A 24,189-nucleotide genomic window follows, 5' to 3' on the forward strand; every position below is an offset into this window, starting at 1 on the left:
GGGCCTGTTCGCGGAATAAACTTGAGGCCGTGTCCTATTCTTATTCCGCCGCCGACTTTGCCCGCCTGGCCGATGAAAAGCCGAAGGGCTCAGCCTTCCACCCCGTGGAGGAGCACCGCGGGCTCTTCGCCCGCGACCGGGCCCGCGTGCTGCACTCGGCGGCGCTGCGCCGGCTAGCGGATAAAACGCAGGTCGTCGGCCCGCGCGACGGCGATACCCCGCGCACCCGGCTGACCCACTCCCTGGAGGTCGGCCAAATCGCACGCAGCATCGGCTCCGGGCTCGGTCTCGATCCCGATCTCTGCGATATGGCCGGCCTGACCCATGACATCGGCCACCCGCCCTATGGCCACAACGGCGAGAATGCGCTCAACGAGGTTGCCCTCAACGGTTTTGAGGGCAACGCTCAAACCCTGCGTATCCTCACCCGCTTGGAGCCGAAGGTCATCGTGGACGATGCCCGCGGCGAACCCCAAAGCTTTGGCCTCAACCTCACCCGCGCGGCCCTCGACGGCGCCTGCAAATACCCCTGGACCAAGACCAACCCGGATGGCACCACCAACCGCAAGTACGGCGCCTATGACGAGGATGCGCAACTTTTGGACTGGCTGCGCGAAGGCCATACCGATAACCGCAAGTGCATCGAGGCCCAGGTCATGGACTGGTCCGATGACATCGCCTACTCCGTGCACGACGTGGAAGATGGCATCATCTCCCGGCGCATCTCCCTTAATGTCCTCTGGGATCTAGTTGAGCTCGCCCAATTAGCAGAAAAGGGCGCCAAGGCCTTCGGCGGCACCGCCGATGAGCTCCTAGAAGCAGCCGATAGCCTGCGCAACTTAAGTGTCATCAACGCTATCGGTGACTTTGACTATACCTTGCGCGACTACGCCAACCTGAAGAAGATGACCTCTGAGCTTGTCGGCCGCTATGTCGGCGCGACCGTTGGCGCCACCAGCGAGGCCAATGCCGAGCTCATCGCCTCCAGTACCCTTGGCCGCATGCACGGCGACCTCGTCGTGCCCAAGCAAGCCGAAGCCGAAGTCAAGCTGCTGAAAACCATCGCCGTCCTTTACGTCATGGACGAGCCCGCCCACCTCGCACGCCAAGACCGTCAGCGCGAGCGCATCTACCGCGTCTACGACTACCTCGTCGCCGGCGCCCCCGGCTCCCTCGACGCCACCTTCCGCCTGTGGTGGGAGCAGGCCGATACCGACGCCGCCCGTGACCGCGCCATCATCGACCAGATCGCCTCCATGACCGAGTCACGCCTGGAGCGCTTGGCCCGGCGGAGTGCGGAGTTGTCTGGATTTTTGAGTTAGTGATGTTCAGCGTCGACAGAGGTTGAGTTCCGAAGAGACTGGCTCGTTCGGAATTGCTCAGCTTCAGGCTCCTCGACGTACTCGAGGATGCTTCCGTCAATTTCCAGCATCGCTTGTTTTACTTCTGCTGGGGTAGCGTAGAAAAATTCGCGCCGGTTGTTCACAAGATTTACGCGTTTGGAATGGAAACGGCGATGGAGCTCGGCTTCGACTCCCACAGCGTCTTTTGAAAAATAGAGGACATGGACATCAAAGTTGAAAGGCACAGAGGCGTCGCCCAGCTCGCGTACGCGATCCATCGGTTGAAGCCTGCGAGTTAGGCCAATCTTTACTACGCCTTCGCCAAAGCTTCCCACGTTTGAAATGACGTATACGTATCCCGCTCGGATATTGGCAGCACGATAGTCCACGTCGTTAATACTGTGTTGAAGCTCTTCGAGCCTTTCTTTAAATTGAGCAGCTTCATCTTCACGCCCCTGAGCGAGCAAGGAATTCAGGGTATTGGAGTAGTGGTTTTCTTCCTTCCGCAGACGTTCAAGCTCTTTCTTTAGCTCCGCTTGGGCTTTAGCCTCTTCCCGAAGCCTAGCTCGTTCTTCGCGTTCTGCTTCCTTAGCAAGCTTCTTGGCAACCATGTGCTGGTGCGCTAGTTCCAGTTCTTCTAATCGGAGTTGATGATAGCGCTCGGAAATTTGAAGGTCGATCATCCGCCCCATCGTTTGAACTTGGTTTCTCGCTCGTTCAATACGCTTCTTAGCTGTTTGGAGATTTCCAGCCTTGACACGGACAATCGCGTTTTCTACCTCAGCATTGTAGGAGCGTAGAGCGACTCTACACATCTGGTTGACGAACGACTTACCCTTGGCTGTTGAATTATTGAAAGTAAAATTATTGGTCGCGATTACAGCATGCTTATTAGATACCGCCATCTTCGCTGCCCGTTTGGTTTTCTCTAGAGCTTCTTTAAGCTCAACAGATTCTTCAGCTGGGTTCTTGAAGTCGTAGAAACCAGCGTTTTGTAAATCTAAGTCTGTGCGAACTTCTATTACTTGGTTAGTTAAACGATCAAACTCGGAGCTACTTTCCTCAATCTTCTTTCGCATTGTATCTTCATAGTTCTTGAGCTCCGAAATAGTTTGTAACAAGGAATCTCGAGTGTCCTTTAGCTTGACGAGATCTCCTCCACCAATGGATTCAAACAGTGCTTCCATGTTGGCTAAGCGGTGCTTGAGCTCCTCGTTCTCTTTTTTCACTTTCGACCCAAACATGCTTCTCCTAACGCCGGCTACCCAGCGGCAGGAAAGCACGCGTGGGACGGATCATCAATCTCATATTACGACGCAAAATATTCTTTCTTGAGCATTTGGATGGAATCGTTTAACTATGGGAATTGGGAGCCAACACTCACATAGCCTTCTTAGTTTCTTGAATTTGAAAATATTTGTGGTCCGAATGCTATTTCATTTTGGCGTAACTATTCCGACAACTTCGCGTAAATCAGTCGGCCTACTCTTAGTCCCATTCGCTTCCACTATGGCTGGACGCGAACTCTCTCCCATTTACTAAGAGTCAAGGAATTCTCGTGTCTCAACGACGTTTTTATAAGGCCGCTCTGATCACTTCCATCAGTTTGGCTGGTTCGAGCCTGGTGGCTCCCGCTTTCGCTTCCGCTCAATCCCTTCCTAAAGCAGATATCTTCGATATGGCCCTCGTCAATGGGGCTATCACCAACTCTGCCTCCGAAACCGAGCCGCTAACCATCGGCGCGCCCTCGGTGGAACAAGACAGCGTGCTCGAGCGCCCTGTTGCTCAGTTCGACGGACGTAAGGATGCTGTCGGCTTCGATATCGGAGATAAGTTTGACCAAGTCAAGGACGGATTCACAGTGGAGTGCGTCTTTCGCTATGACGGCGACTTTGACGGCAACGAAAAGAGCTTGTGCGCCAATAAGGAAGCCGGTGGCTGGGCAATGGTCATCTATGGTGACCAGCTAACCTTTACCGTCAATGCCAACGGTGGATACAAGAAGGCCCAGCAAAAGATGGAGCCGGGCCAGTGGTACCACGCGGTCGGCGTTTTTGATGGCACCAAGAATGAGCTCTACGTCAATGGCGAGAAGGTCGCCGAGAACACCGGTGCCACCGGTGAGATTAAAAAGCCAAAGAGCAACTCGACCGCAGTGATGATCGGTGCGGATTCTGGTCCAAACAATGGAGCCCAGTTCTACTCTGACGTGGCGGTTAGTGAAGCACGCGTCTTCTCCGATCCGCTCAGTGCACAAGACGTGACGGCGCTGTATGAGGATTCGAACCTGAGCACGGACAAGAAGGCGGAAATCACCAGCTCCACCCCAAGCGCCGGTGACCACCTGACCAGTCCGGTGGCCTTCGATGTCGAGGTTAATGATGAAGCTCTCATCTCTCGTGAGCTCACCTACACCCTAGACGGTGAGGAGATTGAGCGCGGGCAGGAGATCGGCACCGGCCTGAAGGAAGGCAACCACGTCATCGAGGTCGAAGGCCACGATGTCTTTGGCAATCAAATCTCGCAGTCTATCGATTTCACTTCCGGCAACCTGCCGGGCGCTGCCGGAACCGATTCCGCTCCTACTGGAAACGGCGCGACCATTTCCGCCCGCGCAGAAAACCCGAGCGGTGGGGACGTGGAGACCACCTTCACCGAAGCCGATGTCAGCGTAGCGGAAAAGGGATTCCAAGGAACCTTTGATGAAATCCCGGAAGAGTTGGATTTTGAGTACCAGGATGGCGAGGACTTTGAGAAGTCTCTGAATCCGTCTAACGAAGAAGCACAGAAATCCGCTTCTTCCGAGAGCATGCCATTCCAACGCTTTGACCTGTCTCTCAAGGACGCAGATAAGGACACCCACGACCTGGCCTGGTCCGGAGCGGTGGATCCCAAGCGCGCCGTTCGCCTCATGGCGTGGAATACCAAGACCTCTGCGTGGGAAAAGCTCGCGGAGTCTCGCGGTGTATCCGAGGATCAGGTAAGCCTGAGCGCGCAGGTCAATAGCGACTTTGTGGATGGCGATACTATCCACACCATGGTGGTGGGCTATGACGTCTTTGCCGATGATCTCAATGAACCGGTCAACGAGGAATTCGCAGATGCCAATGACTATGACTTCGCCATCGCGCACCACACCGATACGCAATACCTCTCCGAAGGCGCAGTAGAGAATGCCACTGCCGAGGAACGCAAGAAGTGGGAGGAAGGCTATACCTCCGCCACCCAGTGGATTGCTGACAACGCAGAGAAGCGCAAGATCGCTTACTCCGCACACACCGGTGACCTCATTGAGAATTGGCGTGTAGCAGGCTCTGACCGTGCCAACGCCAAGAAGGAATTCGAGGTTGCGTCCAAGGCTCAGAAGAACTTGGAAGATGCAGGAGTGGTCAATGGCGTGCTACCGGGCAACCACGACAACATCAGCGGTGAAGATGTTGGCGCGGGCAACCTGTATAACGAGTACTTCGGTCCAGAGCGCTACGAGGCACAGCAGGGCAAGGGCAATTGGGCCAAGGAAGATGCTTCGTACCACCCGTATTCTGAGGGCAATAACGATAACCACTACGACCTCTTTACCACCAACGGAATGGATTTCATTGCCCTGCACTTGGGCTATGACGTCACCGAAGAAGAGGCAGCCTGGGCCGATAAGGTGCTCAAGCAGTACCCAGACCGCAATGCCATCGTTCTCACTCACGCTTACCTCAAGCCATCCAATAGCCCTGATGGACGCAACTCCGACTTCTCTCACGATGGCGTCATGGTCTATGACAATGTGATTAAGAAGAACCCGAACGTTGCGTTGGTCCTGGCTGGCCACGAGCACGGCGTATCCATTGTTACCCGCAAGGATGTAGGCCATACCAATAACCACGTGACGGAGCTATTGGCGGATTACCAGTTCTACGAAGTCGGTTCCGATGAAATGGGCCTGACCGAGATTGGCGAGTACGACGGTGATACCGGCCTCCGCTTCGGCTCCAGCTACCTGCGCCTGCTGCAGTTTGACCTGAAGAATAACGAGATGGTGGTGGACACTTACTCGCCGCTCCTCGATGACCACAACGCCACCGAGTACGACGACCGCCAACGCTATAACGGCCATGAAGATGAATTCCGTGTGCCGATTCAGTTCAAGACTCGCAAGACCGACTTCCAGACCAATTCCATGGTGGCGCTGACCGATACCGGAAAGGAAATTGGTAAGGACACCGCTAAGTCCGGCTGGCCTACGAGCACGGTCTACAAGGACCTCAAGGCAGGACAGACCTACGGCTGGTATGCCACGACTGCCGACGCCTCCTCCAAGGACACCAACAAGCGCGGCATCGTCCGCCAGTTCGGCGTCTTCACCGCGCAGGAAAATACTGCAGATAACGCAGCTCCTGAACTTATCGTCCCCAGCGAGAAGCTCACCATCTCCCAGGGCGCAGAGGCCGATCTGACCAAGGGCGTGAGCGCCAAGGACAAAGAAGACGGTGATCTCACCGACAAGGTGAAGGTTATCGGCAGCGTGGATACCTCCAAGCCAGGCACCTATTCGGTGACCTACGCAGTCACGGACTCTGCTGGAAACCAGGCTCTTGCTTCTCGAGTCGTAAAAGTCACCGCCACCGACGGGAACCACAACACTGGCAGTAGCTCCAGCTCCGAATCCTCCTCGAGCAGCTCCAGCTCGAACCAGGGAAGCTCTCATCGCGTGCTCCCTGCCATCTTCGGTGCCCTTATTGGTGCTGTGGGCGCCACCGGAATCATCGCGGGTATGCTGAACTACTTCGCGCCGGAGACCATCCAGAAGCTGAAGCGAGCCTTCGGGTTCTAAAGCGCACAGCACCTTTGCCGGTGCTAGAGCTATAACGCCCGGTGGTACGTGAATGAAAAAGCCGAACCGAGGATTCATTTCCTCAGTTCGGCTTTTAATCGGTGTACCCACCGCGATTGGTAGGGGGCATGAAACCGGCTAGCGCACCAACTTCACGCCCTGATCCTCCAAAACGGTGGCAACACCCTCCAACTCCGCGTCCGCGATTTTCATGTCGGAGGCAATGATGACGCTGGTGCGCTGCTCGCGTAGGAAGTCCGCCAGGTCATCGAGATTGCGTGGCCCACAATCTTCGCAGCCGCGAGTGCGGCCTAGCGCGTTGAAGAAGTCCGCGCGGGTGCGGATGTGTTCAGTAATGAGGATGCGTTGCATTATTACTCCTCCGCGTCCGGGATAGAACAGAAGCTTTCATAGTGGTCATCGGTGTAGTACCACACGTCCGGGTCGGTCTCGCTGCCGCCGCCGGTGATAATGCGGCGGGCGCCGCGGTTCTTACTGCCCGGGGTTTCTACCGTGTATTCGCGGTAGTAATTCTTGTCCTGCTGCGGCAGGCGGCCCTCGTAGTTGCCAAAGCGGGCGTTGTCATTATCCGGGTAGTCGTAGGGTCCACCGGCCAAGATATCGTCCGCGGTGTCCTTCGCCTCGGCGGGGAGGGAGGACATCTCGCAGGTATCGGCGTCGCCAGCCTTAGCGCCTCCTGCGGATTCAGACGGCGAAGAAGCAGAGGAATCACCATCGCCGCCGAGGTCGAAGCCGAAGTAGCCTGCAACGACGGCAAGCGCAAGGCCGCCGAGGGCTACTGGGAGCGATTTCTTAGACGCTTGGGACTTGGACATACCTTTATTCTTGCAGGTGCAGCGGTAAATACCGAAATCGGCCGGCACTCCCAACAAGGCCAAAAATTCCCCCGTCACGGGGGTAGGTAAAGGCATGCGGAATACACCCCATCAGAGGGTAATTTCCGCCCAAACCGTGAACTCACAGGCACCACACCATCCTGGCCCAGCCATTTGAACATTCCCACCGCGCGCGGGGTAGTCTGTACGCATGGCAAAAGGCAGAATTCCGGACAGCGACATCCAAGCTATCCGTGAACGCGCGCCTTTAGAAGAGATCGTGGGCGAGTACGTTCAGCTCAAGCCCGCCGGACACGATTCGCTCAAGGGCCTGAGCCCCTTCAAGGATGAAAAGACCCCGTCCTTCCACGTGCGCCCGCAGCGCGGTTACTATCACTGCTTTTCCACCGGCAAGGGCGGCGATGTCTTTAGCTTCCTGATGGAAATGGAGCAGGTCTCCTTCCCTGAGGCAGTGGAAGCGGTAGCGCAGAAGATTGGCTACCACATCAACTACCAGGGCGGTTCCACGGGAGCGCGCAACGAGAAGCCTGGCACGCGCCAGCGCCTCATTGCTGCGAATAAGGCCGCGCACGAGTTCTACCGCCAGCAGTTAGAGACGCCGCAGGCGGCCACCGCACGCGATTTCCTGTTGGATCGCGGCTTTTCCCGCGAGGTCATCTATGACTTTGAGTGCGGCTATGCGCCGGAGGGGTGGGATACCGCCACCAAGCACCTGCTGCGCTTGGGCTTTTCCTTCGAGGAGCTGGAGGCGGCCGGCATTTCCAAGATGGGCAAGCGTGGTCCCATTGACCGCTTCCACCGCCGCCTGCTGTGGCCCATCAAGGACCTATCTGGCAACGTGATTGGCTTTGGTGCCCGCAAGCTTTTCGACGACGACAAGCTCGGCAAGTACATGAACACCTCCGAGACCATGCTCTATCACAAGTCCAAGGTGCTCTTCGGTCTCGATCTGGCCAAGCGCAATATTGCCGATAACCACCAGGCCGTGGTGGTAGAGGGCTATACGGACGTCATGGCCATGTACGCCGCCGGCGTGAAAACCGCAGTGGCATCGTGTGGCACCGCCTTTGGTGGCGAGCACCTCCAGGTGCTGCGCCGGCTGATGCTGGATGATTCCTACTTCAACGGCGAGCTCATCTATACCTTCGACGGTGATGAGGCAGGGCAGAAGGCCGCCATGCGCGCCTTCGATGGGGAGCAGAAATTCACCGGCCAGTCCTTTGTCTCCGTGGCGCCAGACGGCATGGACCCGTGCGATCTGCGCCTGCAGAAAGGCGATGCCGCCGTGCGCGAGCTCATCGCGGACCGCATCCCCATGTTCGAGTTCGTCATCCAATCCGTCATCGCGGAGTACCGCATCGATACCGCGGAGGGGCGTCTGCAAGCATTGCGCCGCGCGGTCCCCGTGGTAGCGCAGATCCGTGACCAGCCCCTGCAGCGCGAGTATGCCCGCCGCCTTGCCGGTTGGGTGGGCTGGGCCAACCCAGAGGAGGTCCTCCAGCAGGTCCGCGCGGAGGCGCGCAAGCCCAAGAAGGCCGAAAAACCCACCATTCGCCGCTTCGACAACGCGAAGCAGCAACCGGCGCAGCAGGACGTGCCGATGATCCATCCGCCGAGCCCCAAGGAAACCCACCTGTGGCCACAGCGCGAGGCCCTCAAATTGGCCTTGCAGATGCCGCAGGTAGCAGGCTCGTACTTCGATGGCATTACTGCCGACGCCTATACTAACGACGCCTACCGCCTCGTCCGCCAGGCAATTTCTACCGCCGGCGGCGCCGCCCAAGGCGCGTCCATGCCCGCCGTGGAATGGATTGCCGCGGTAGCCGGCGAGATGCAGGATCTCACCGGCCGCAATTTCGTCTCCGAGCTCGCCGTAGAAGCAATCTTGCCTACCGACGTCGGCCCCGAAAAATACGCCGATTCCGTTCTTTCCCGCCTGCAAGAAACCGTGGTGGGCGATCAAATCGCCCAACTGAAGGCCCGCCTGGGCCGCATGCGTCCCTCCGATGATGAGGCTAGCTATAACTCGCTTTTTGCTGACCTCGTCGCTTTAGAGCAAGCTCGCCGCGAGCTCAATGACCGCGCCTTCCGCGGCACGCCTCCCCAAGGCTAAAAATATCCCCTTGCGATGCCACCGATGCAGGTGCGCAGCAAGGGGAGGGAAGAGGCTTAAACTAAGCTAGTCCTCATCAGGCTCATAAATGCGGTCCGCATTGTCTACCTGGGAACCACGTAACCGGCCTTTGCCTTTGCGCTTGGAAGATAGATCGCGAACCTCGCGCATGCGCGGTTCCGGGTCCAAGCGATTGGCTACTGCCTTGCGTGCAGAAGTGACGGCGGACTTGGTCACGGGGGAGTTGACGGCCTTCTCGTAGGCGCCCTTGATCTGGTGGTAGCGCTTGCGGCCTGCTTTGGTGCCAAAAACGTATCCTGCTGCGGCGCCGAAGACGAATTGGATCATTATCTAGCGTGTCCCCTTATTCCAGTACGAGTAAAAGTTCCCCACTAGCTTACCGCGAAGGCCTGTCGTTCGCTGCTAGCTACCGTTAAGGGGTACAGCTCGTCTTGCTGTAGAACAGCTCTTTTCATTACCGGGAATACGCGCTAGTTTAAAGAGGTGGCAATAAATACGCGTAGGGACTCGGCCGCGACCTCAGCAGTAGCGCTGGCCGCGCTATTTACCGCGAGCATTTCCGCGGAATCGAGTAGCCAGCATGTGGAGGCCGCAACTGCGCATGACGCCTCGGCCTGGTTCGAGGATTGCTAGATGAACCGGGAAAGGTTTACTCACTGCCCCGGCTTTATGCACGCGGGTTTAGCGTGACGTTCACCTAGTTGTAACTTTAGCTAGATATTATGCGTGGGAATTTGTCACTAGTTAAAGGTTTCCACGTTGAACTATCGGAATAATCTCCGCCCGGCGGTTCGCGCCTTCGCTTTGTGTGCGGCCACCGGACTGACCATAACGCTGGCACCGGCTGCCAGCGCCGCCCTCCCCGTCGCTGTGCCGCAGCTCCGCGAGCCTGTTACCCAGCAGACCACCGGCGCCTTACCGGTACAGCATCCCGGAGCACCAGTTCCGGAGCCATTTAGCACGGATCATATTGCGGGGTTTGAATCCGATGTTTCCTCTTATCAATTCGGCAACTACTGGCAGGTAGTCCAGCTCTTTGACCACATTAAGGCCCAGCCGGAAATCCGCCAGGAAAATATGGATAAGGCCGTGGCCATAAATAACGCTGCGGCAGGGGACCAAGCCCTTATTCAGCGAGCGCAGTCCGACGCCAAGGCCAGCTCCACCAGCGTGCTCAACGCGGTGTCTGATGCCATGGGCAAAAATCTTGGCGACGCTTTCCGTGCTTCTCTAGCCGAGCACCGCTTGCCCAAAACCGAGTACCTCCTAGGCAATGGGTACGCCGCTCGTGCAGGTGGGCTAGCTAATTCCACCATGTCAGAGAAGTACTACTTCAACTATCAGCGCCCGTACCAGTGCGCGCCGCAAGCGATTAAGCGCTTTGACGATGGCTCCAAGGATCTTTATCCCACCTCGCCAGCCTTCCCTTCGGGCCATACCAATCAGGCAACCTGGATTACCACGCTGATGTCCTTCATGCTGCCGGAGGTAGGCCCACAGCTCATGCTGCGCGGCGCTGAAGCCGGCAACCACCGGGTGGTCCTCGGTGTGCATTACCCGCTGGATGTCATCGGTGGGCGTATGACCGGCCAGGCTGCTGCGGCAGACCGCCTCAACGATAAGCGCATGCGCCATGCCCTATGGGAAGCCTCGATGGAAGTGCGCCAAGAAATCAAGTGGCGCACCGGCAAGACGGTGGAAGAACTGGTGGCCCAAGATAGGGAAGAGGGTACCCACTATCGGTCCACGGAGGATGCAGTAGAACAGTATTCCAAGTTCATGGACTATGACTTTGCCCCGCGCTACCGCACCGACGCCCCGATGGTCGTCCCGCAGGCCGCTCCAGTGCTGCTAGCAGCGTCCCACCCAGAACTGACCTGGGAGCAGCGCGCCGAGGTGCTCCGCCAGACCGCCCGCCCAGCCGGCAATCCATTGGATTGGCAAGCAGAGGGAGGCTCGTGGCAACGCCTCGATCTAGCCCGCGCCATGGCGGCCAAGGCGACCATAGCCCCAGACGGCGGCGTGAGCGTTAGCGGATAGCAGGTTCTCAAACCTGAGCGGGGGTACAGGTCTCCCGCACATGGTTCAATGAAGAAGTATCTCCATCACTCTAAAGGAAGAGAATAATGACTAAGCCCAAGATCATGACCATTTACGGCACCCGACCGGAAGCTATCAAGGTGGCACCGGTCATCAAGGCGCTGGATAAAGATGAGCGCTTTGAATCCATCCCGGTCTCTACCGGTCAGCACAAAGAGATGCTGGAGCAGGTCAACACCATGTTTGGCATTCAGCCGAAGCACGATCTGGGGCTTATGAAACAGGGACAGGGGCTTAACGAACTTGTCTCCCGCGCCATTGCTGGTTTGGACTCCATCATTGAAGAAGAAAAGCCGGACGTCATCATCTCCCAAGGCGATACCTCTACCGCTATGGCTGCAGCGCTTGCCGGTTTCCATCGCGGGGTAAAAATCGTTCACCTCGAAGCCGGTTTGCGTACCGGCGATATTCATTCGCCGTTCCCTGAAGAGGCGAACCGTAAACTCATTGGCCAGGTTGCCGAGCTGCACCTGGCTCCAACCGAAGGCTCGATGGAGAACCTGCGCCGCGAGAACGTGCGCTCCAAGGACATAGTGGTCACCGGTAATACCGTCATCGACGCTCTTCTGGAAGCGGCATCCTGGGACACCAAGTTTGAGGACCCTGCTCTGCAGGAGGCCGCAGAGTCTGATAAGCGGCTTGTCGTAGTCACCACCCACCGCCGCGAGAACCTTGAGGCTATGAAGGAAATTGGTGGTGCAGTTAAGGACTTGGCAGAAGCCTATCCGGAGATTAACTTCGCGCTGCCGCTGCACCTCAACCCCAAGGTGCGTGAGGCAGTTCTCCCAGAGGTTGAGCACCTACCGAATATCATCATTACCGATCCACTGCCTTATGACCAGTTCACCCAGCTGCAAAACCGCGCGACCATCATCCTTACTGATTCCGGCGGAGTCCAGGAAGAGGCTCCCGCTCTGGGCAAGCCGGTTCTGGTTATGCGCCAAAACACCGAGCGCCCCGAGGCCGTTGTCGCCGGCACCGTGAAGCTGGTGGGTACCAACCGTGAGCTCATCGTGGCCGAGGCTAAGCTTTTGCTTTCCGACGACGCCGCTTTCCAAGCCATGGCCAACGCCGTTAACCCTTATGGCGATGGCAAGGGCGCGCAGCGCGCCGTTGCCGCCATCGCGGAGCTGACTGGAGTAGGCGAGCGCGTAGACGACTTCCTGCCCGAGGTTGATTCCTCCAAGGCCGCCCGGAATAAGAAATAACCTGCGCATGGGGTAGATATAGCGGATATAATAGTGGTATGAAACCGCTGGATATCCGCTGTAACCACCAAGACCGCATGAAGGCCGCCGACATCCTAGGAGATGCGCTGTCGGCCGGTCAGATTGACCTCGACGAGTTTGAAAAGCGTTCGGCAGCATGCGTGGACGCAACCACCCGTGCCGAGCTCATCGAGCCACTGGCTGACCTTGTAGAAGACCCAGAGGTTCTCCTTTTTGGACAGGAACGAAAAATCGCGAAGGCCTATGCGGGCCAGCAAGAATCCAAAGCCATCGCCAAGGTGGAGCAGGCCATTCGCCAGGTGCAGCCGAGCGTGCAGGAGACCCGCTCCCTTGCGGTGGGGATCTTCGGCGGGTCTACTGTCAGCGGTGGGGCAGTAGCTCGTTCCCTGACAGCCCTGGGCTTTTTCGGCGGAGTGGACATCGATCTTACGGGCGTCGCCCTGCACAGTCGTACTACCACCATCAACGCGGCGGGCGTCTTTGGTGGCGTCGATGTTTATATTCCCGAAGGCTTCCGCGTCCACGTCAGCGGCGTAGGCCTTTTTGGCGGGCATGACCTCAAGGTAGAAAACGGCGCCATCCATCCGAATGACCTGCCAGTGGACGCGCCAGAAATCAACGTCAATTGCTACAGTCTCTTCGGCGGCGTAGACGTTCACGTGGGGCGCCGATACAGCGATTGAGGAGGCTGAGGAGTTAGAGGGAGTATCTGGAATTAGGGCTTGGTCTCAGACACGCTCACAGCACTCTTCCAGCCCCCTCGAGCTGGCTTTGGAAGACCCACGTCAGTCTTCGGCCTACAAGGAGCATTTAAATTGCTCAGGGCGCACTGCACATCTAGAAGCCGGTCTAGCGCGGTGGGCAATGGTACAACCACTCGGGCCGGTGTTTGCCGCACGGGACCGCTGCCTCCTGCAGGGCGGCAGGGCGTATCTAGGCACATGGGCTTCCGGCTTCAACTGGGAAAGGCGTGAAGCCGAGATCTACAGGGCATTCTGTAAGCCTGGTTAACAACTCATGAACTTGGCAGGGCAGTATCGTCAGACAATATCGCGCAGACCATCGAAGTTGCCGGCCAGGTGGAGACACGAAAATCCACGACAAACCAATCCAGGATTCTCCTCAACACTGCCGTCCGGTGGCTTCAAGGATTCCAGTTTGGTTCTCTTACTTAGCTGTCTTCGGGCTTAATACGCCTGTGAATAAGCAGTACTTCCACCGCAGCGCTTAAAGATTGAATCCCTGAAGAAATATAGACAAAACGCAAATAATCCCGCTTAGCAAGACTAAGCGGGAGCTTTGCTCCTCCAACTGGGCTCGAACCAGTGACCCTTCGATTAACAGTCGAATGCTCTGCCAACTGAGCTATGGAGGAATATGTCGTTTGGGGTGTTTCCCTTTCGACGTAGAGTAACTCTATATTAGACCGGCTATAATTTACAAATTGCCAGCTCATCAGGCGTTTCTGCGGTAAGGTTAGCTTGTGCGTTGTGAACAATGATCGATGGTGTCGCTGGGCTGTAAACTTTGGGAGCCTATAGAGAATTCGATAACATTTAAGCGTGATTGTTGTCGGTGAAGGGGTCGTTGCGTGCAAATATTAGTTGTTTCACAGTACTGGGAGCCTGAGAATGGCGTACCTCAGCGGCGATGGGCTTGGCTTAGCCAGCTCCTTCAGGAGTCAGGGCATTCTGTTACTGTGATTGCTCCGCCTCCTCACTACGACAGAAAATTGAGTCTTAAGGAATGGTGGGTAACAAGAAAATATCGTTCAGCTATTGAGTCTTCAGCTCTACAACCGAATATACGCGTAGTTCGCTCTGGGTTTATTCCGTCAGGAAATTCGATATCTGGAAAGGTTGTCAATCAACTTGCTGTTGCATTCGGGGCAATTTGGCTTATATTGCGATTGCCTGGCCGTCTAAAAGGATATAGGCCCGACTTGGTAGTGGGAACAGTTCCAGCGCTGCCGACAGCATTAGTAGCAAGAATCGCTTCATTTCGATTCCGTAGGCCTTATATGATCGACTTGCGCGACGCGTGGCCAGACTTGTTGAGTGAGTCCAGAAAGTGGAATGCCGGGCTTGGCTCGAAGTCATGGAGAGAAAAAGTCTTTGGAACGTGGGTACTTGATTTTTCTTTAAAGATAGTCGAGAGGGTCTTAAATTCGATCTTGCAAAAGGCCTCGGCGCTCACCGTGACTTCCGCTAGGTTACAAGAGTCGCTCTTACGACGCACAGACGTATTGGGCAGCAAAAATGAGGATACTATCTTGGTAGTTCGCAACGTATTTGAACCGAAAACTATTGCAGATTTTTTGGGGAATCGATGCAGGGATCGTCCGTTTCTAAACGTCTTATATGCGGGTACACTTGGGCGCGCTCAGAACCTCTCAAATGCGGTCAAAGCGATTAAAGTTGCGCAAGACCGAGGATACGAGATTCAGCTTCGTTTCATCGGTGCAGGGGCAGCCAAGAAAGAACTTATTCACTTGGCTCGTGAACTTGATGTCGACGTCTCATTCGAAGCCAAAGTCCAAGCAACACAGCTTGCAGATGCCTATCACTGGGCGGATACGGCATTGGTTCATTTAACTGATTGGCCGGCACTTGAGCGCACGGTGCCGAGCAAATTGTATGAACTGATGTCGGTGGGGATGCATGTAACAGGGGTGGTTTCGGGAGAAACGGCCGAGCTTATTAAAAGATTAAACGCAGGTGTTGTAGTGCAAACCGAAAGTCCTGAGGCATTAGCGGAGACCTGGATCGAATTAATTAAGCATCCTGAAAAGCGCTTCGTAACGGATCAAGGCTTTCGCTGGGTTGAGCTTAATCGTCAAGTGGAATCGCCGACAAACTTCTTGAGAGCGATCAACAATGCACTGGGGAGCAGTACACGTGGATAAATTTAAAAGGGGCTTGAAGGTGTTCGTGACACTTTGTACGTCCTTGACGCCTATGATGCTGGTCGCGCCTCAAAGCACTCTGCTCAAAATATTTCAACGACTTGGGATCAGCAATAAACTTCCAAATGCTAGTCGCTTCTTAGAGAATCACTTTGGTTCGACTCATGGGAAGAATAGGGTCTCCCATGAGTTTATTGGTTGTGGTAAGTCAATTGGGATTGCGCAGTCGTCGTCGTTCGCTGGTGTGCCGGGGGAAGGGCCCTTTACAGTTGACCGGCCACGTCTTAGCAATGAATTGCATGATTGGGTGCCGGACGAGAAGGAAGGGGCAAGTCATCGTTCATCAACTGTTTTGTATTATTTAACGAATGCGAAGCCGTTTACCAACTCTGGTTATACGGAACGTACTCAACATATGCTGGAAGCGCTTCACACGGCAGGGGAGTCAGTCAAAGCAGTAACTCGGCTCGGCTACCCTGCAATCGTTGGTATTCTTCGTTTCCCTGTCAAATATAATGTGAAGAGTGTTGAGTACTCTACGTTGGTTCCTTCATATATGCCTATAATGCGCAAGAAGCGTGAGCAGAAAGCCGTTGAGTTGCTTTCTCGAACGGTCGTGAAGGAAAATCCCCGGATTTTACATACAACGACTGATTATATTAATGCAGTGGTAGTTTCCAATGTGGCGCGACAATTCGGGCTTCCCTGGATTTACGAAGTCAGAGGTGAACCTCATAACACTTGGTTGTCAAAACAACCACCTGATTTTGTTGAGGCTGCGAAACGATCCAACTTTTATCGAAACAGTGCGCAGCAGGAGATAAACGCCGCTATGTCGGCTGATCGGGTGATATGCCTTAGCGAGGTATCAAAAGCTAGGCTTCGAAACTCCGGAGTACCAGCCGCTAAGCTCGTCGTTATTCCGAACGCTGTCGATGAAAATCTGATAGGTAGGCAATACTCGAAGTTAGCGTTACGGGAAAAGCATAAAATCGCCAATCGAATTACCGTTGGTACAGTTTCGTCTTTGGTGAATTACGAGGGAATCGACGACTTACTAAGAGCGCTGACTCACTTGGAAGACGTTAATTGCCTAATCGTGGGTGATGGCGAAAGCCGAGAAAAGCTACAAACGCTCGCGGTCGAATTAGGGGTGTCGGAGCGAGTTACTTTCGTGGGCAAGAAGCCTTCACCAAATATTTGGGAATGGTATGCCGTAATGGATGTTTTTGTTATGCCTCGAAATGATGCGGAAGTTAGCCGATCAGTAACGCCAATCAAAGGGATGATTGCACAGGCGCTAGGGATCCCTACTGTCGCTTCTGATCTTCCTGCGTTGCGCGAGGTTACTGGCGGCAATGCTGAATATTGTGAGGCTGGGAATCCAATCTCTATTGCATCCTCAATCCGTACGTTGATAGCGGAGCCAGAATCTAGCCGGCAGCGTCGGCAAGTTAGCTCGATTCAATTTGCCGCATCACGAACTTGGCGAAGTAATGCTGAGCAACTGCGCAAAGTGTATGACGAACTTGCAGCGCGATAGTGCTGGCGCGATGACATTAGCTGTGGCTAGCGATGACTGTGACTAGTGAGGAATGAGAAACGACGCGATCCGGTTCGAAGCGTCAGCAGAGCCTAGGACAGAGAGTCAGAACGTGGAGTTAGGTAACTACGCGTTGCATAATTATTCCAAATAAAGCCTAAATACAGTCGGGCTTCGGACGGCTAAGGCACAGGAAAGTTAGAATGGAACAATGGCGGATCAAAGTAGATCACAGAAACCCCAGAGACGAGGGACTTCAAGCCTCAGAATGGTTGATCGTTCTGGTTTATTTAGTCTAAGAGCTCGACCATCCTTTATTGACTATTGCCAGCAAACTTGGGCCAAACGGCATTTCATCTTTGCAAACGCGAGGGGAAAATCGTTGAGAGCGGGAGACGGCACTTATCTCGGCCGTGCATGGATTTTCTTGAATCCACTTTTGCAGGTCACAATTTATGTGGTCGTTTTCGGTTTCATCTTGCACGTGAGCCGAGGGATGGATAACTATATCGGCTTTATCATGATTGGTGTCATTTTCTTCGGAATGATGGGCCGCGGATTAACCCAAGGAAACGGTGTTATTCAAGGAAGTAGGAGCTTAATCGGTGCGTTTTCGTTTCCGCGTGTATGTCTCGTGTTTTCGGTTGCCGTGAAGCAAGTTATTGACGATGTTGCTCCTGCCCTCGTTGCTATTTTGGGGGCGCTAGTCTTTCAGCCGCATATCTCGATTGGGGCATCATATCTTCTTTTGATTCCCATTTTTGTATTGCTGCACGTCTTTGCTTGCGGGTTAACTTTGTTCACTGCACGTGCCACTGCTTTTGTTCCAGACCTTAGGCAAATAATTTCTACATTGCAAAGAGGTCTCTTTTTTCTATCGGGTGTATTTTATGACGTCGACCGATTTGCAAAGGTTCCAGTCTTGCGTGAGGTCATGCTCGCTAACCCTTTCTACCAATTTCTTCACGTAATTCGAACGATTGTTCTTGATGGGGCATGGCCGGAGATGCAGTCCTTGCTTTACCTCGTAGCCGTTTCTTTTATCGTCTTTGCATTGGGGCTGGTCTATTTTTGGAGTGCTGAGGAAAGGTATGCAAATGCAAAATAAAACTACTGTTGTTGCTCGGCATGTCTCAAAAACTTATCCGCTTACGTCGCGGGGCTCTCAGCATCTCCTTTTTAAGAAAAAATCGGATCGGGGCGTTGAGGCATTGAAAGATATTTCATTCGTTTCCGAAGCCGGCGAGTCGATTGGCGTTGTTGGTCGAAATGGAGCGGGTAAATCAACCTTGTTCAAGCTTATATCTGGTGCAGAGTCACCATCACAAGGCGAGATATTTGTTTCATCAACTCCAACGCTCCTTGGTGTCTCATCTGCCTTGCAGGGGAAGCTAACAGGACGCGACAACATCCGCTTGGGACTTTTTGCGATGGGACTTTCTCCAGGCGAGGTGGAACAAATTGAGGGGGAGGTTGCAGAGTTTGCGGAAATAACTGATGCGGTAGATCGGCCACTAAAGACGTACTCGTCAGGCATGCGAGCACGCCTGGTGTTTGCTGTCTCCACTGCCGTGCGACGAGAGATACTCCTAGTTGATGAGGCTCTATCAACAGGAGATTCTGCTTTCGCGGATCGGGCGCAAGAGAGGATGAATAGCTTCTTAGATGAGGCAGGAACGGTGTTTATCGTGTCCCATGGTGCAGGAACAATTAAGAAATACTGCAGTCGTGCGCTTTGGATACATGAGGGCCAAGTCATCATGGATTCATCAGCGGAGGAGACGTCAGATCTTTATGTCAAATGGAGCAAAATGCGGTCACGAGGTGAGAACGAACGAGCCGAAGAATTAATGGCGCGTTGCAGGCGTGACTACAAACCACCAAAGATACTTTTTGATGACGAAGTCGCAAGGTTTCTGGACGCATCACCTTCAAGCTCACGGAAGAGGAGACACTTGAGGAGAAACAATCGCCAGTCTCGGGAGGATTCCTAATGCGGATTTTGGTTATTTGCAACGCTTACCCAAGCGAAGGAAACCTGTATCGAAACGGCTTTATTCATCGACGTGTCAAGGGGTATCAGTCGATGGGCATAAGCGTCTCCGTATTCTATAATCATCAACCGATAACACATCCATATACGTACTATTTTGATGGAGTGCAGGTAAGAGTTGGCAATGATGAAGCACTAGAACAGTTCGTGCGAAACTCAAGATTTGATGCGTGTTTGGTCCACTTTGCGGAACCATCACGAGTGCTTCCTCTCGAGCGGGCCAACGTGGATTGCCCCGTGATTATTTGGATCCACGGTTTCGAAGCCGAAGCTTGGCATCGGAGGTGGTTCAATTTTGTTGATGGACCTGAATCAGCAGCGGCGCTGTTGGCTAAACGCGATAGTTATTATAAAGAACAGAATTCTTTTATGCATCGTCTAGGTGCTGAATCTAATTTAGACATAACTATGGTAAATGTTTCTCGTTGGTTCCGGGACATGGTCGTTGAGCCCGACAACGACTTGGACCTAGCTGGTAGCCCAGTAATTCCTAATTTTGTAGATGGAGATATATTTCGGTTCAATGCAAAGAAGCCTGAGCATCGCTTTCGTATCCTCTCGATACGCCCGTTTGCATCACGTAAATATGCAAACGACGTAACGGTGGGAGCCATATTAGAGCTTTCGAAGCGACCGTTTTTCGAACGTCTTACGTTCACTTTGTGCGGTGACGGTGATTTGTTCGCGGAAACTGTTAAGCCAATAAAAAATATGAAAAATGTTAAATTGATTCGGAAATTCCAAACGCAGCAGGCGATAAGCAAATTGCATCAAGAACATGGTGTGTTTCTGGCGCCGACAAGGTTCGATTCGCAAGGTGTGTCAATGTGCGAGGCGATGAGTTCCGGAATGGTTCCAGTTTCAACGGAAATCGCAGCGATCCCAGAATTTGTTGAGCAGCGTGCCAGCGGCCTATTGGCATCGCCAGAGTCTTCGTTGGAAATAGCAGATCTGATTGAAGAGCTATATTTCGATCCTGAGCTATTTTTGAAGCTGTCGGAGAGTGCGTCCACCTCGATTCAACGCAAGTGCGGATGGAATGCGACCATTGGTGAAGAAATCGCTTTAATTAAGAATCTGGTGAGGCATCATGAAGCAGGATAGTGGTCAGTGGGAGCTTCGATACCGTGAGCTTGAAGCAACTTTAGGTTACCTTTATGCAGGAATGGCGTCATCCGCAAAAGGGCCGTGCAAACCGGTTGTTTCTGCTCGGATAAAAGAGATACGCAAAATCTCGGATCCCGAGCCGGCACTTGTCTGTCTTTTTGTGGGGGACAGCCCATTAGTAGAATTTCTACAGCTTTCTGGGGGGAAGCTAATTGAGAAACAGTATTCTTATTCCAACACTGTTCAACTAAGAGCGGAAGCGGATTGCGTGGTCGTCAACTTGTTTTCGCCTGCCGGCGACGTTCTTGATGCAAGTGAGGTGGAAATTGATGCAAAAATATAGTCGATCCTCAAGCTTTAGCAGGCAGAGGTACGTTATTTCCGGATTCATTAACTTGAACGTGACCGACGGCTCGGCGTTTTTCCTCGCAGGATTGACGGCGATGTGCGCGCACCAGCCGTGGATCGAGGTTTTCCTGCTTTCTGCTAAGCCGATTACCCGTTCGTTTGTTACCGATGAACTTCGTCATTTTGATAATGTTAAAGTGATTTCTCCGGGTGATGGCTCGCCGCTAGCACGGTTCGCGGAATGCGATACTGGAGAATCGCTCTCGAGGGTCAAATACGCGGATTTTGTCGCGAAGGTTTCGGATGAAGTAGACGCAAACATGATTTTCGTGCGAGATACGGAAGTTGGCTACTGGATAGCGGAACGACATCAAGAACTTCGCCGGAAACTTAATGTTTATCTGACTGGGGTTGCCAGTTTGACTGAGTCACCGTCTATAGATGTTATTCGATTTATTGGAAGATTGGCTAAAGCGAATGTGACATTACTTTTGCAAACAGAGGAGATGCGAAAGCGGTTGTTTGAGCTTGTGCCTAACGTATCGAGTACTGCTGTAGGCCTTTTGCCACCCCATATTCCTGATTCTCCAAGGTCCTTCGAAGAGCTATATCAGCCGAGTACTACCTCTTTAAAGTTAGCTTATGCAGGAAAATTCTTTTATCAGTGGAATACCGACCGAATGTTTGCGGCGGTTAAAGCGCTAGTCGTTGGCGAGAAACTCCCCATTCAAATGAGAGTCGCAGGGGATCAATTTCGGGCTGCTGGCGAAGATCCGTATTTTGTTGAAAACACGAAATACCTGATGAAGTCCTTACCCGGGCTGAAGTGGTACGGAGCCCTACCCCGAGAATGGTCTCGGAAGCTGATTATGAACTGCGATGTCGGCTTGAGTTGGCGACGTCCTAGCTTGAATGATAGTACAGAGCTTTCATCAAAAGTGCTTGAATATGGCTCGCTGGGTAAACCGGTAATTCTCAATCCTACAGCAGCTCATAAACGGATATTTGGTAGCGATTATCCGCTGTTCGCTGAGTCAATGACGGAATTTAAGTGTTTACTTCGCGATATTGTAGGCGGTAAAATTGCACTAAAAGACCCTGCTCAGAGATGTTTTTCGGTCGCGAAATCGCATTGGTATTCTAGTGTTTTTCCTGTATTCGTCAAGAGTATATCCACTTCCCAAGCTCCGAACCCGAACTATCGTTCAATTGTGATTGGTCCCCGGATGGTTCCTCCGGAGGATGTTCAAATCACAGACAAGGTCGTATGGTATGTCGAAGGACCGCGACTTCATTTTGTCGTTGATCCTGAAGCGAAAGAAAGATTAAGCGATGCGATAGAGATTTGCGTGGCCGAGTATTTGCGTCGTTCCTCTCGTGTTTCTAGTGATGACACGCTCGGCAGCAGTGATGGGGAACTTGAAGCTTACAACAAGTTGGACAATTGCAACTTAACGACAGGCGTAACACCTGTGGGCAGTGGCGGTAATCCAAGCAATGCTAAAGGGAGAGCAAAGGCCTTTGCAAGGCGAACGCTAAAGCAGATGGAACGTCATCGATGGGGTGGATATTTCGCGCGGTGCCTCCGCCGTTTTTATAAGGCGACTCTGGGTAAATAGCAGCAGAAAAATCCCTGACGAATCTCGAATCTGAGCTGTGAGTGCAGTCGTAAGAAAACTGGGCCTGACAATACAAAGCATTTGTTTATGCAACTGATTGTGGCAAATGACCAGCGCGGGATAAGAGCCTCAAGTCGCTTGGTCGATGATCCTCTATCTGGAGGGTACTGGGTTTGTGACGGGCATGGACTTACATAGGAGATACTTGGCCCATGACTGTTGCGAGGTACGATCAGGAGACCCGTGAGCGCGCGCTGCGCTTGTACTACGAGGCTGTGGCCGAAGATGGTGCCACGAAGTCCGGTGCACGCCGAAAGATCGGCGGGATGCTGGATATCAACCCAGTCACACTGCACAATTGGATCCGCAAAGCTGAGGCCACAAATGCGCAGGCAATGGCGGAATCCGAGCAGGAAAAAGACGCGGAGGTTGCCCAAGGTCAAGTCCTGGGAAGTGGTGTATCTGGCTTTCGAGTATGTGGTTAATTTCGGGGGTGGGTGCTTGGGGCCATCTCGAGAGCGGGGTTGGTTAAGCATTAGGCGGCGATCTCCTTGCTGTCGGTGGGAGTGTCGTCGACGAGGTTGGCATCGATGATTTCCTTGGTCTGAGTCAGGCTGGTCAGCGACATGTAGCGTTTGCTGGATCCACTCATCGTGTTGTTCCGCAAGGACGGCCCCGACCAGCCGGATGACGGCCTCACGGTTTGGAAAGATCCCGACGACGTCGGGGCGACGTCGGATTTCTCGGTTGAGCCGTTCCGGTGAGGTTATTGGACCACATCTTGGTCCATACCGGTTTCGGTGCAGTAGTAAAAGCTAACAGCTCATCGAGTGATTCCTCCAGGTAGTCGGCCACATGAGGACACTTCTGCCCACAGAACTCTACAACCTCACGGGCCTGAGCCCAGACACTGTCAGCGTCGGGCTGATGGAAGCTAGTGTGAAACATCGCCGATAGCGTCGGCCATTGTGTTTTCGGCACCTGCGAGGAAAGGTTCTTCGCGAAGTGGGACCGGCACCGCTGCCAACTCGCCTGCGCTAAGCAGTCACCAACGGCTGCTTGGAAACCACGATGTGCATCACTGGTGACGAGGAAAACCCCGGTCAGGCCACGGGCGATTAAGCCGCGGAAGAATTCAGTCCAAAAGGCAGTGGGCTCAGCCGTGGCGACCTGCATGCCCAACAACTCCCGGTAGCCATCAGCGTTGACGCCGGTTGCTAGCAGCACGCTGGTTTTAGCAACGCGCCCGCCCTCGCGGACTTTGATAGTTAGCGCCTCGCACGAGATGTAGTAGTAGGGGCCTGGTCCAAGGGCCGGGTACAAAAGTCTGCAATTATTTCGTCCAGGTCGGTGGTCATCTTACTGTCTTATGACTTCAACAGGTTATTAATCCCGACAGTAGCCACCAGATCATTCATTCTGCGGGTGGACACCCCCTTCAGATAACAGGTGGCGATGACTGTGGTCAAGGCGCGTTCTGTCCGGCTCCGACGCTCGAGTAACCAGTCTGGGAAGAACGCCCCAGTACGAAGTTTTGAAACGGCTACGTCAATGGAGCCAACACGGGTATCAAGCCTGCGGTGGCGATACCCATTGCGCTTGTTAATCCGATCTGGCGAGACCGTGGCGTACTCGGCACCACACACCGAATCTGCTTGAGCGGACAGTACCTGATTGATGAAATCCGTCAACATCTAGCGCATCAAGTCTGGAAAGGCCTGCGCCAGAACTTCTTCGATAGAGCCAGTCGGGTCGATGTGATTGAAATCAGCGGCCATCGTGGGTTTCTTCCTTTCGAGGAGATGTAGGAATTGATTCGAAAGGTGCCCGCGATGGTCGCCTGTATGCGCACCGGCACAAGGCTCACCGCGGGTTACAGATACACCACACAAAAGGACACAACCCTTCCGAACTGTGCAAGGAGAATCGCCAGCTCAAAGAAGCAAACGAGATCCTTCAAGTTGGCCTCAGCTTTTTCGCCCAGGCGGAGCTCGACCGCACACTAAAATAGTCGTCGCATTTATCGACAGGTACCGGCACCACTATTCCGTCGAGCGGATGTGCCGGATCGTGCGCGGCGACCAAACCAATACGGGCATTTTGGAGTCGACGGATCGCCGCTATCG

General features: G+C 53.9%; 18 protein-coding genes, 1 tRNA gene and 1 pseudogene. 14 read left to right on the forward strand and 6 right to left on the reverse strand.

What is annotated here, in order from left to right; genetic code table 11:
• Positions 1-29: 29 nt before the first annotated feature.
• Complete coding sequence (locus tag I6J28_RS05490; protein WP_204611270.1) at positions 30-1,322, forward strand: deoxyguanosinetriphosphate triphosphohydrolase; 1,293 nt, start codon at positions 30-32, stop codon at positions 1,320-1,322.
• Here I6J28_RS05490 and I6J28_RS05495 read toward each other — a convergent pair.
• Complete coding sequence (locus I6J28_RS05495) at positions 1,319-2,587, reverse strand: DUF4041 domain-containing protein (protein ID WP_204611272.1); 1,269 nt, start codon at positions 2,585-2,587, stop codon at positions 1,319-1,321. The genes I6J28_RS05490 and I6J28_RS05495 overlap by 4 nt on opposite strands.
• 314 nt (positions 2,588-2,901) lie before the next feature.
• On the opposite strand from I6J28_RS05495, the gene I6J28_RS05500 reads away from it, so the two are divergent.
• A complete protein-coding gene (locus I6J28_RS05500) occupies positions 2,902-6,168 on the forward strand; it encodes an immunoglobulin-like domain-containing protein (protein ID WP_204611274.1) in 3,267 nt (1,088 codons plus the stop codon).
• A gap of 138 nt (positions 6,169-6,306) precedes the next feature.
• Here I6J28_RS05500 and I6J28_RS05505 read toward each other — a convergent pair whose 3' ends face one another.
• Positions 6,307-6,540, reverse strand: a complete 234-nt coding sequence (locus tag I6J28_RS05505; RefSeq protein WP_204611275.1) for a barstar family protein — start codon at positions 6,538-6,540, stop codon at positions 6,307-6,309.
• A 2-nt stretch (positions 6,541-6,542) separates the two neighbouring features.
• The gene (locus I6J28_RS05510; protein ID WP_204611413.1) at positions 6,543-7,004 is read right to left on the reverse strand and encodes a ribonuclease domain-containing protein; all 462 of its coding nucleotides are present in this window, start codon (positions 7,002-7,004) and stop codon (positions 6,543-6,545) included.
• A gap of 211 nt (positions 7,005-7,215) precedes the next feature.
• On the opposite strand from I6J28_RS05510, the gene dnaG reads away from it, so the two are divergent.
• Positions 7,216-9,138, forward strand: a complete 1,923-nt coding sequence (gene dnaG / locus I6J28_RS05515; protein WP_204611276.1) for a DNA primase — start codon at positions 7,216-7,218, stop codon at positions 9,136-9,138.
• Between the two features lie 66 nt (positions 9,139-9,204).
• Here the strand turns inward: dnaG and I6J28_RS05520 are convergent, their stop codons facing one another.
• Positions 9,205-9,486, reverse strand: coding sequence for a hypothetical protein (locus tag I6J28_RS05520; protein ID WP_005324241.1), 282 nt, complete (start codon positions 9,484-9,486; stop codon positions 9,205-9,207).
• Between the two features lie 432 nt (positions 9,487-9,918).
• On the opposite strand from I6J28_RS05520, the gene I6J28_RS05525 reads away from it, so the two are divergent.
• From I6J28_RS05525 to I6J28_RS05535, 3 genes are all read left to right on the forward strand, one after another.
• Positions 9,919-11,199: a phosphatase PAP2 family protein gene (locus I6J28_RS05525; protein ID WP_239236153.1), complete on the forward strand. Its 1,281-nt coding sequence runs from the start codon at positions 9,919-9,921 to the stop codon at positions 11,197-11,199.
• An 86-nt stretch (positions 11,200-11,285) separates the two neighbouring features.
• A complete protein-coding gene (gene wecB, locus I6J28_RS05530) occupies positions 11,286-12,467 on the forward strand; it encodes a non-hydrolyzing UDP-N-acetylglucosamine 2-epimerase (protein ID WP_204611277.1) in 1,182 nt (393 codons plus the stop codon).
• A 38-nt stretch (positions 12,468-12,505) separates the two neighbouring features.
• On the forward strand, positions 12,506-13,171 hold the full coding sequence (locus I6J28_RS05535; protein WP_204611278.1) for a DUF1707 SHOCT-like domain-containing protein: 666 nt from the start codon (positions 12,506-12,508) through the stop codon (positions 13,169-13,171).
• A 619-nt stretch (positions 13,172-13,790) separates the two neighbouring features.
• Here the strand turns inward: I6J28_RS05535 and I6J28_RS05540 are convergent.
• A tRNA-Asn gene (locus tag I6J28_RS05540) sits at positions 13,791-13,863 on the reverse strand.
• Positions 13,864-14,079: 216 nt separating this feature from the next.
• On the opposite strand from I6J28_RS05540, the gene I6J28_RS05545 reads away from it, so the two are divergent.
• The 8 genes from I6J28_RS05545 (at position 14,080) to I6J28_RS05580 (ending at position 22,548) form a co-directional block, all read left to right on the forward strand.
• Positions 14,080-15,393, forward strand: a complete 1,314-nt coding sequence (locus I6J28_RS05545) for a glycosyltransferase family 4 protein (protein WP_204611279.1) — start codon at positions 14,080-14,082, stop codon at positions 15,391-15,393.
• Positions 15,386-16,936 (forward strand): glycosyltransferase family 4 protein, encoded by a 1,551-nt coding sequence (locus tag I6J28_RS05550; RefSeq protein ID WP_204611280.1) that lies wholly within the window; start codon positions 15,386-15,388, stop codon positions 16,934-16,936. Before I6J28_RS05545 ends, I6J28_RS05550 begins: the two co-directional genes overlap by 8 nt.
• A gap of 268 nt (positions 16,937-17,204) precedes the next feature.
• A complete protein-coding gene (locus I6J28_RS05555) occupies positions 17,205-18,044 on the forward strand; it encodes an ABC transporter permease (RefSeq protein WP_204611282.1) in 840 nt (279 codons plus the stop codon).
• Entirely contained in the window at positions 18,034-18,930 is an 897-nt protein-coding gene (locus I6J28_RS05560; RefSeq protein WP_204611284.1) for an ABC transporter ATP-binding protein, read from the forward strand. Before I6J28_RS05555 ends, I6J28_RS05560 begins: the two co-directional genes overlap by 11 nt.
• Positions 18,930-20,093, forward strand: coding sequence for a glycosyltransferase family 4 protein (locus tag I6J28_RS05565; RefSeq protein ID WP_204611286.1), 1,164 nt, complete (start codon positions 18,930-18,932; stop codon positions 20,091-20,093). The genes I6J28_RS05560 and I6J28_RS05565 overlap by 1 nt, the downstream gene beginning before the upstream one ends.
• Entirely contained in the window at positions 20,080-20,439 is a 360-nt protein-coding gene (locus I6J28_RS05570) for a hypothetical protein (RefSeq protein ID WP_204611288.1), read from the forward strand. The genes I6J28_RS05565 and I6J28_RS05570 overlap by 14 nt, the downstream gene beginning before the upstream one ends.
• 58 nt (positions 20,440-20,497) lie before the next feature.
• Entirely contained in the window at positions 20,498-22,063 is a 1,566-nt protein-coding gene (locus tag I6J28_RS05575) for a hypothetical protein (protein ID WP_204611290.1), read from the forward strand.
• Between the two features lie 212 nt (positions 22,064-22,275).
• The gene (locus I6J28_RS05580) at positions 22,276-22,548 is read left to right on the forward strand and encodes a transposase (protein WP_204611292.1); all 273 of its coding nucleotides are present in this window, start codon (positions 22,276-22,278) and stop codon (positions 22,546-22,548) included.
• Between the two features lie 50 nt (positions 22,549-22,598).
• Here the strand turns inward: I6J28_RS05580 and I6J28_RS05585 are convergent.
• Positions 22,599-23,841 (reverse strand): annotated as a pseudogene (locus I6J28_RS05585) (IS256 family transposase).
• Positions 23,842-24,189: the final 348 nt, after the last annotated feature.

The sequence above is a fragment of the Corynebacterium tuberculostearicum genome, from assembly GCF_016894265.1.
GTDB classification, from domain to species: domain Bacteria; phylum Actinomycetota; class Actinomycetes; order Mycobacteriales; family Mycobacteriaceae; genus Corynebacterium; species Corynebacterium tuberculostearicum_D.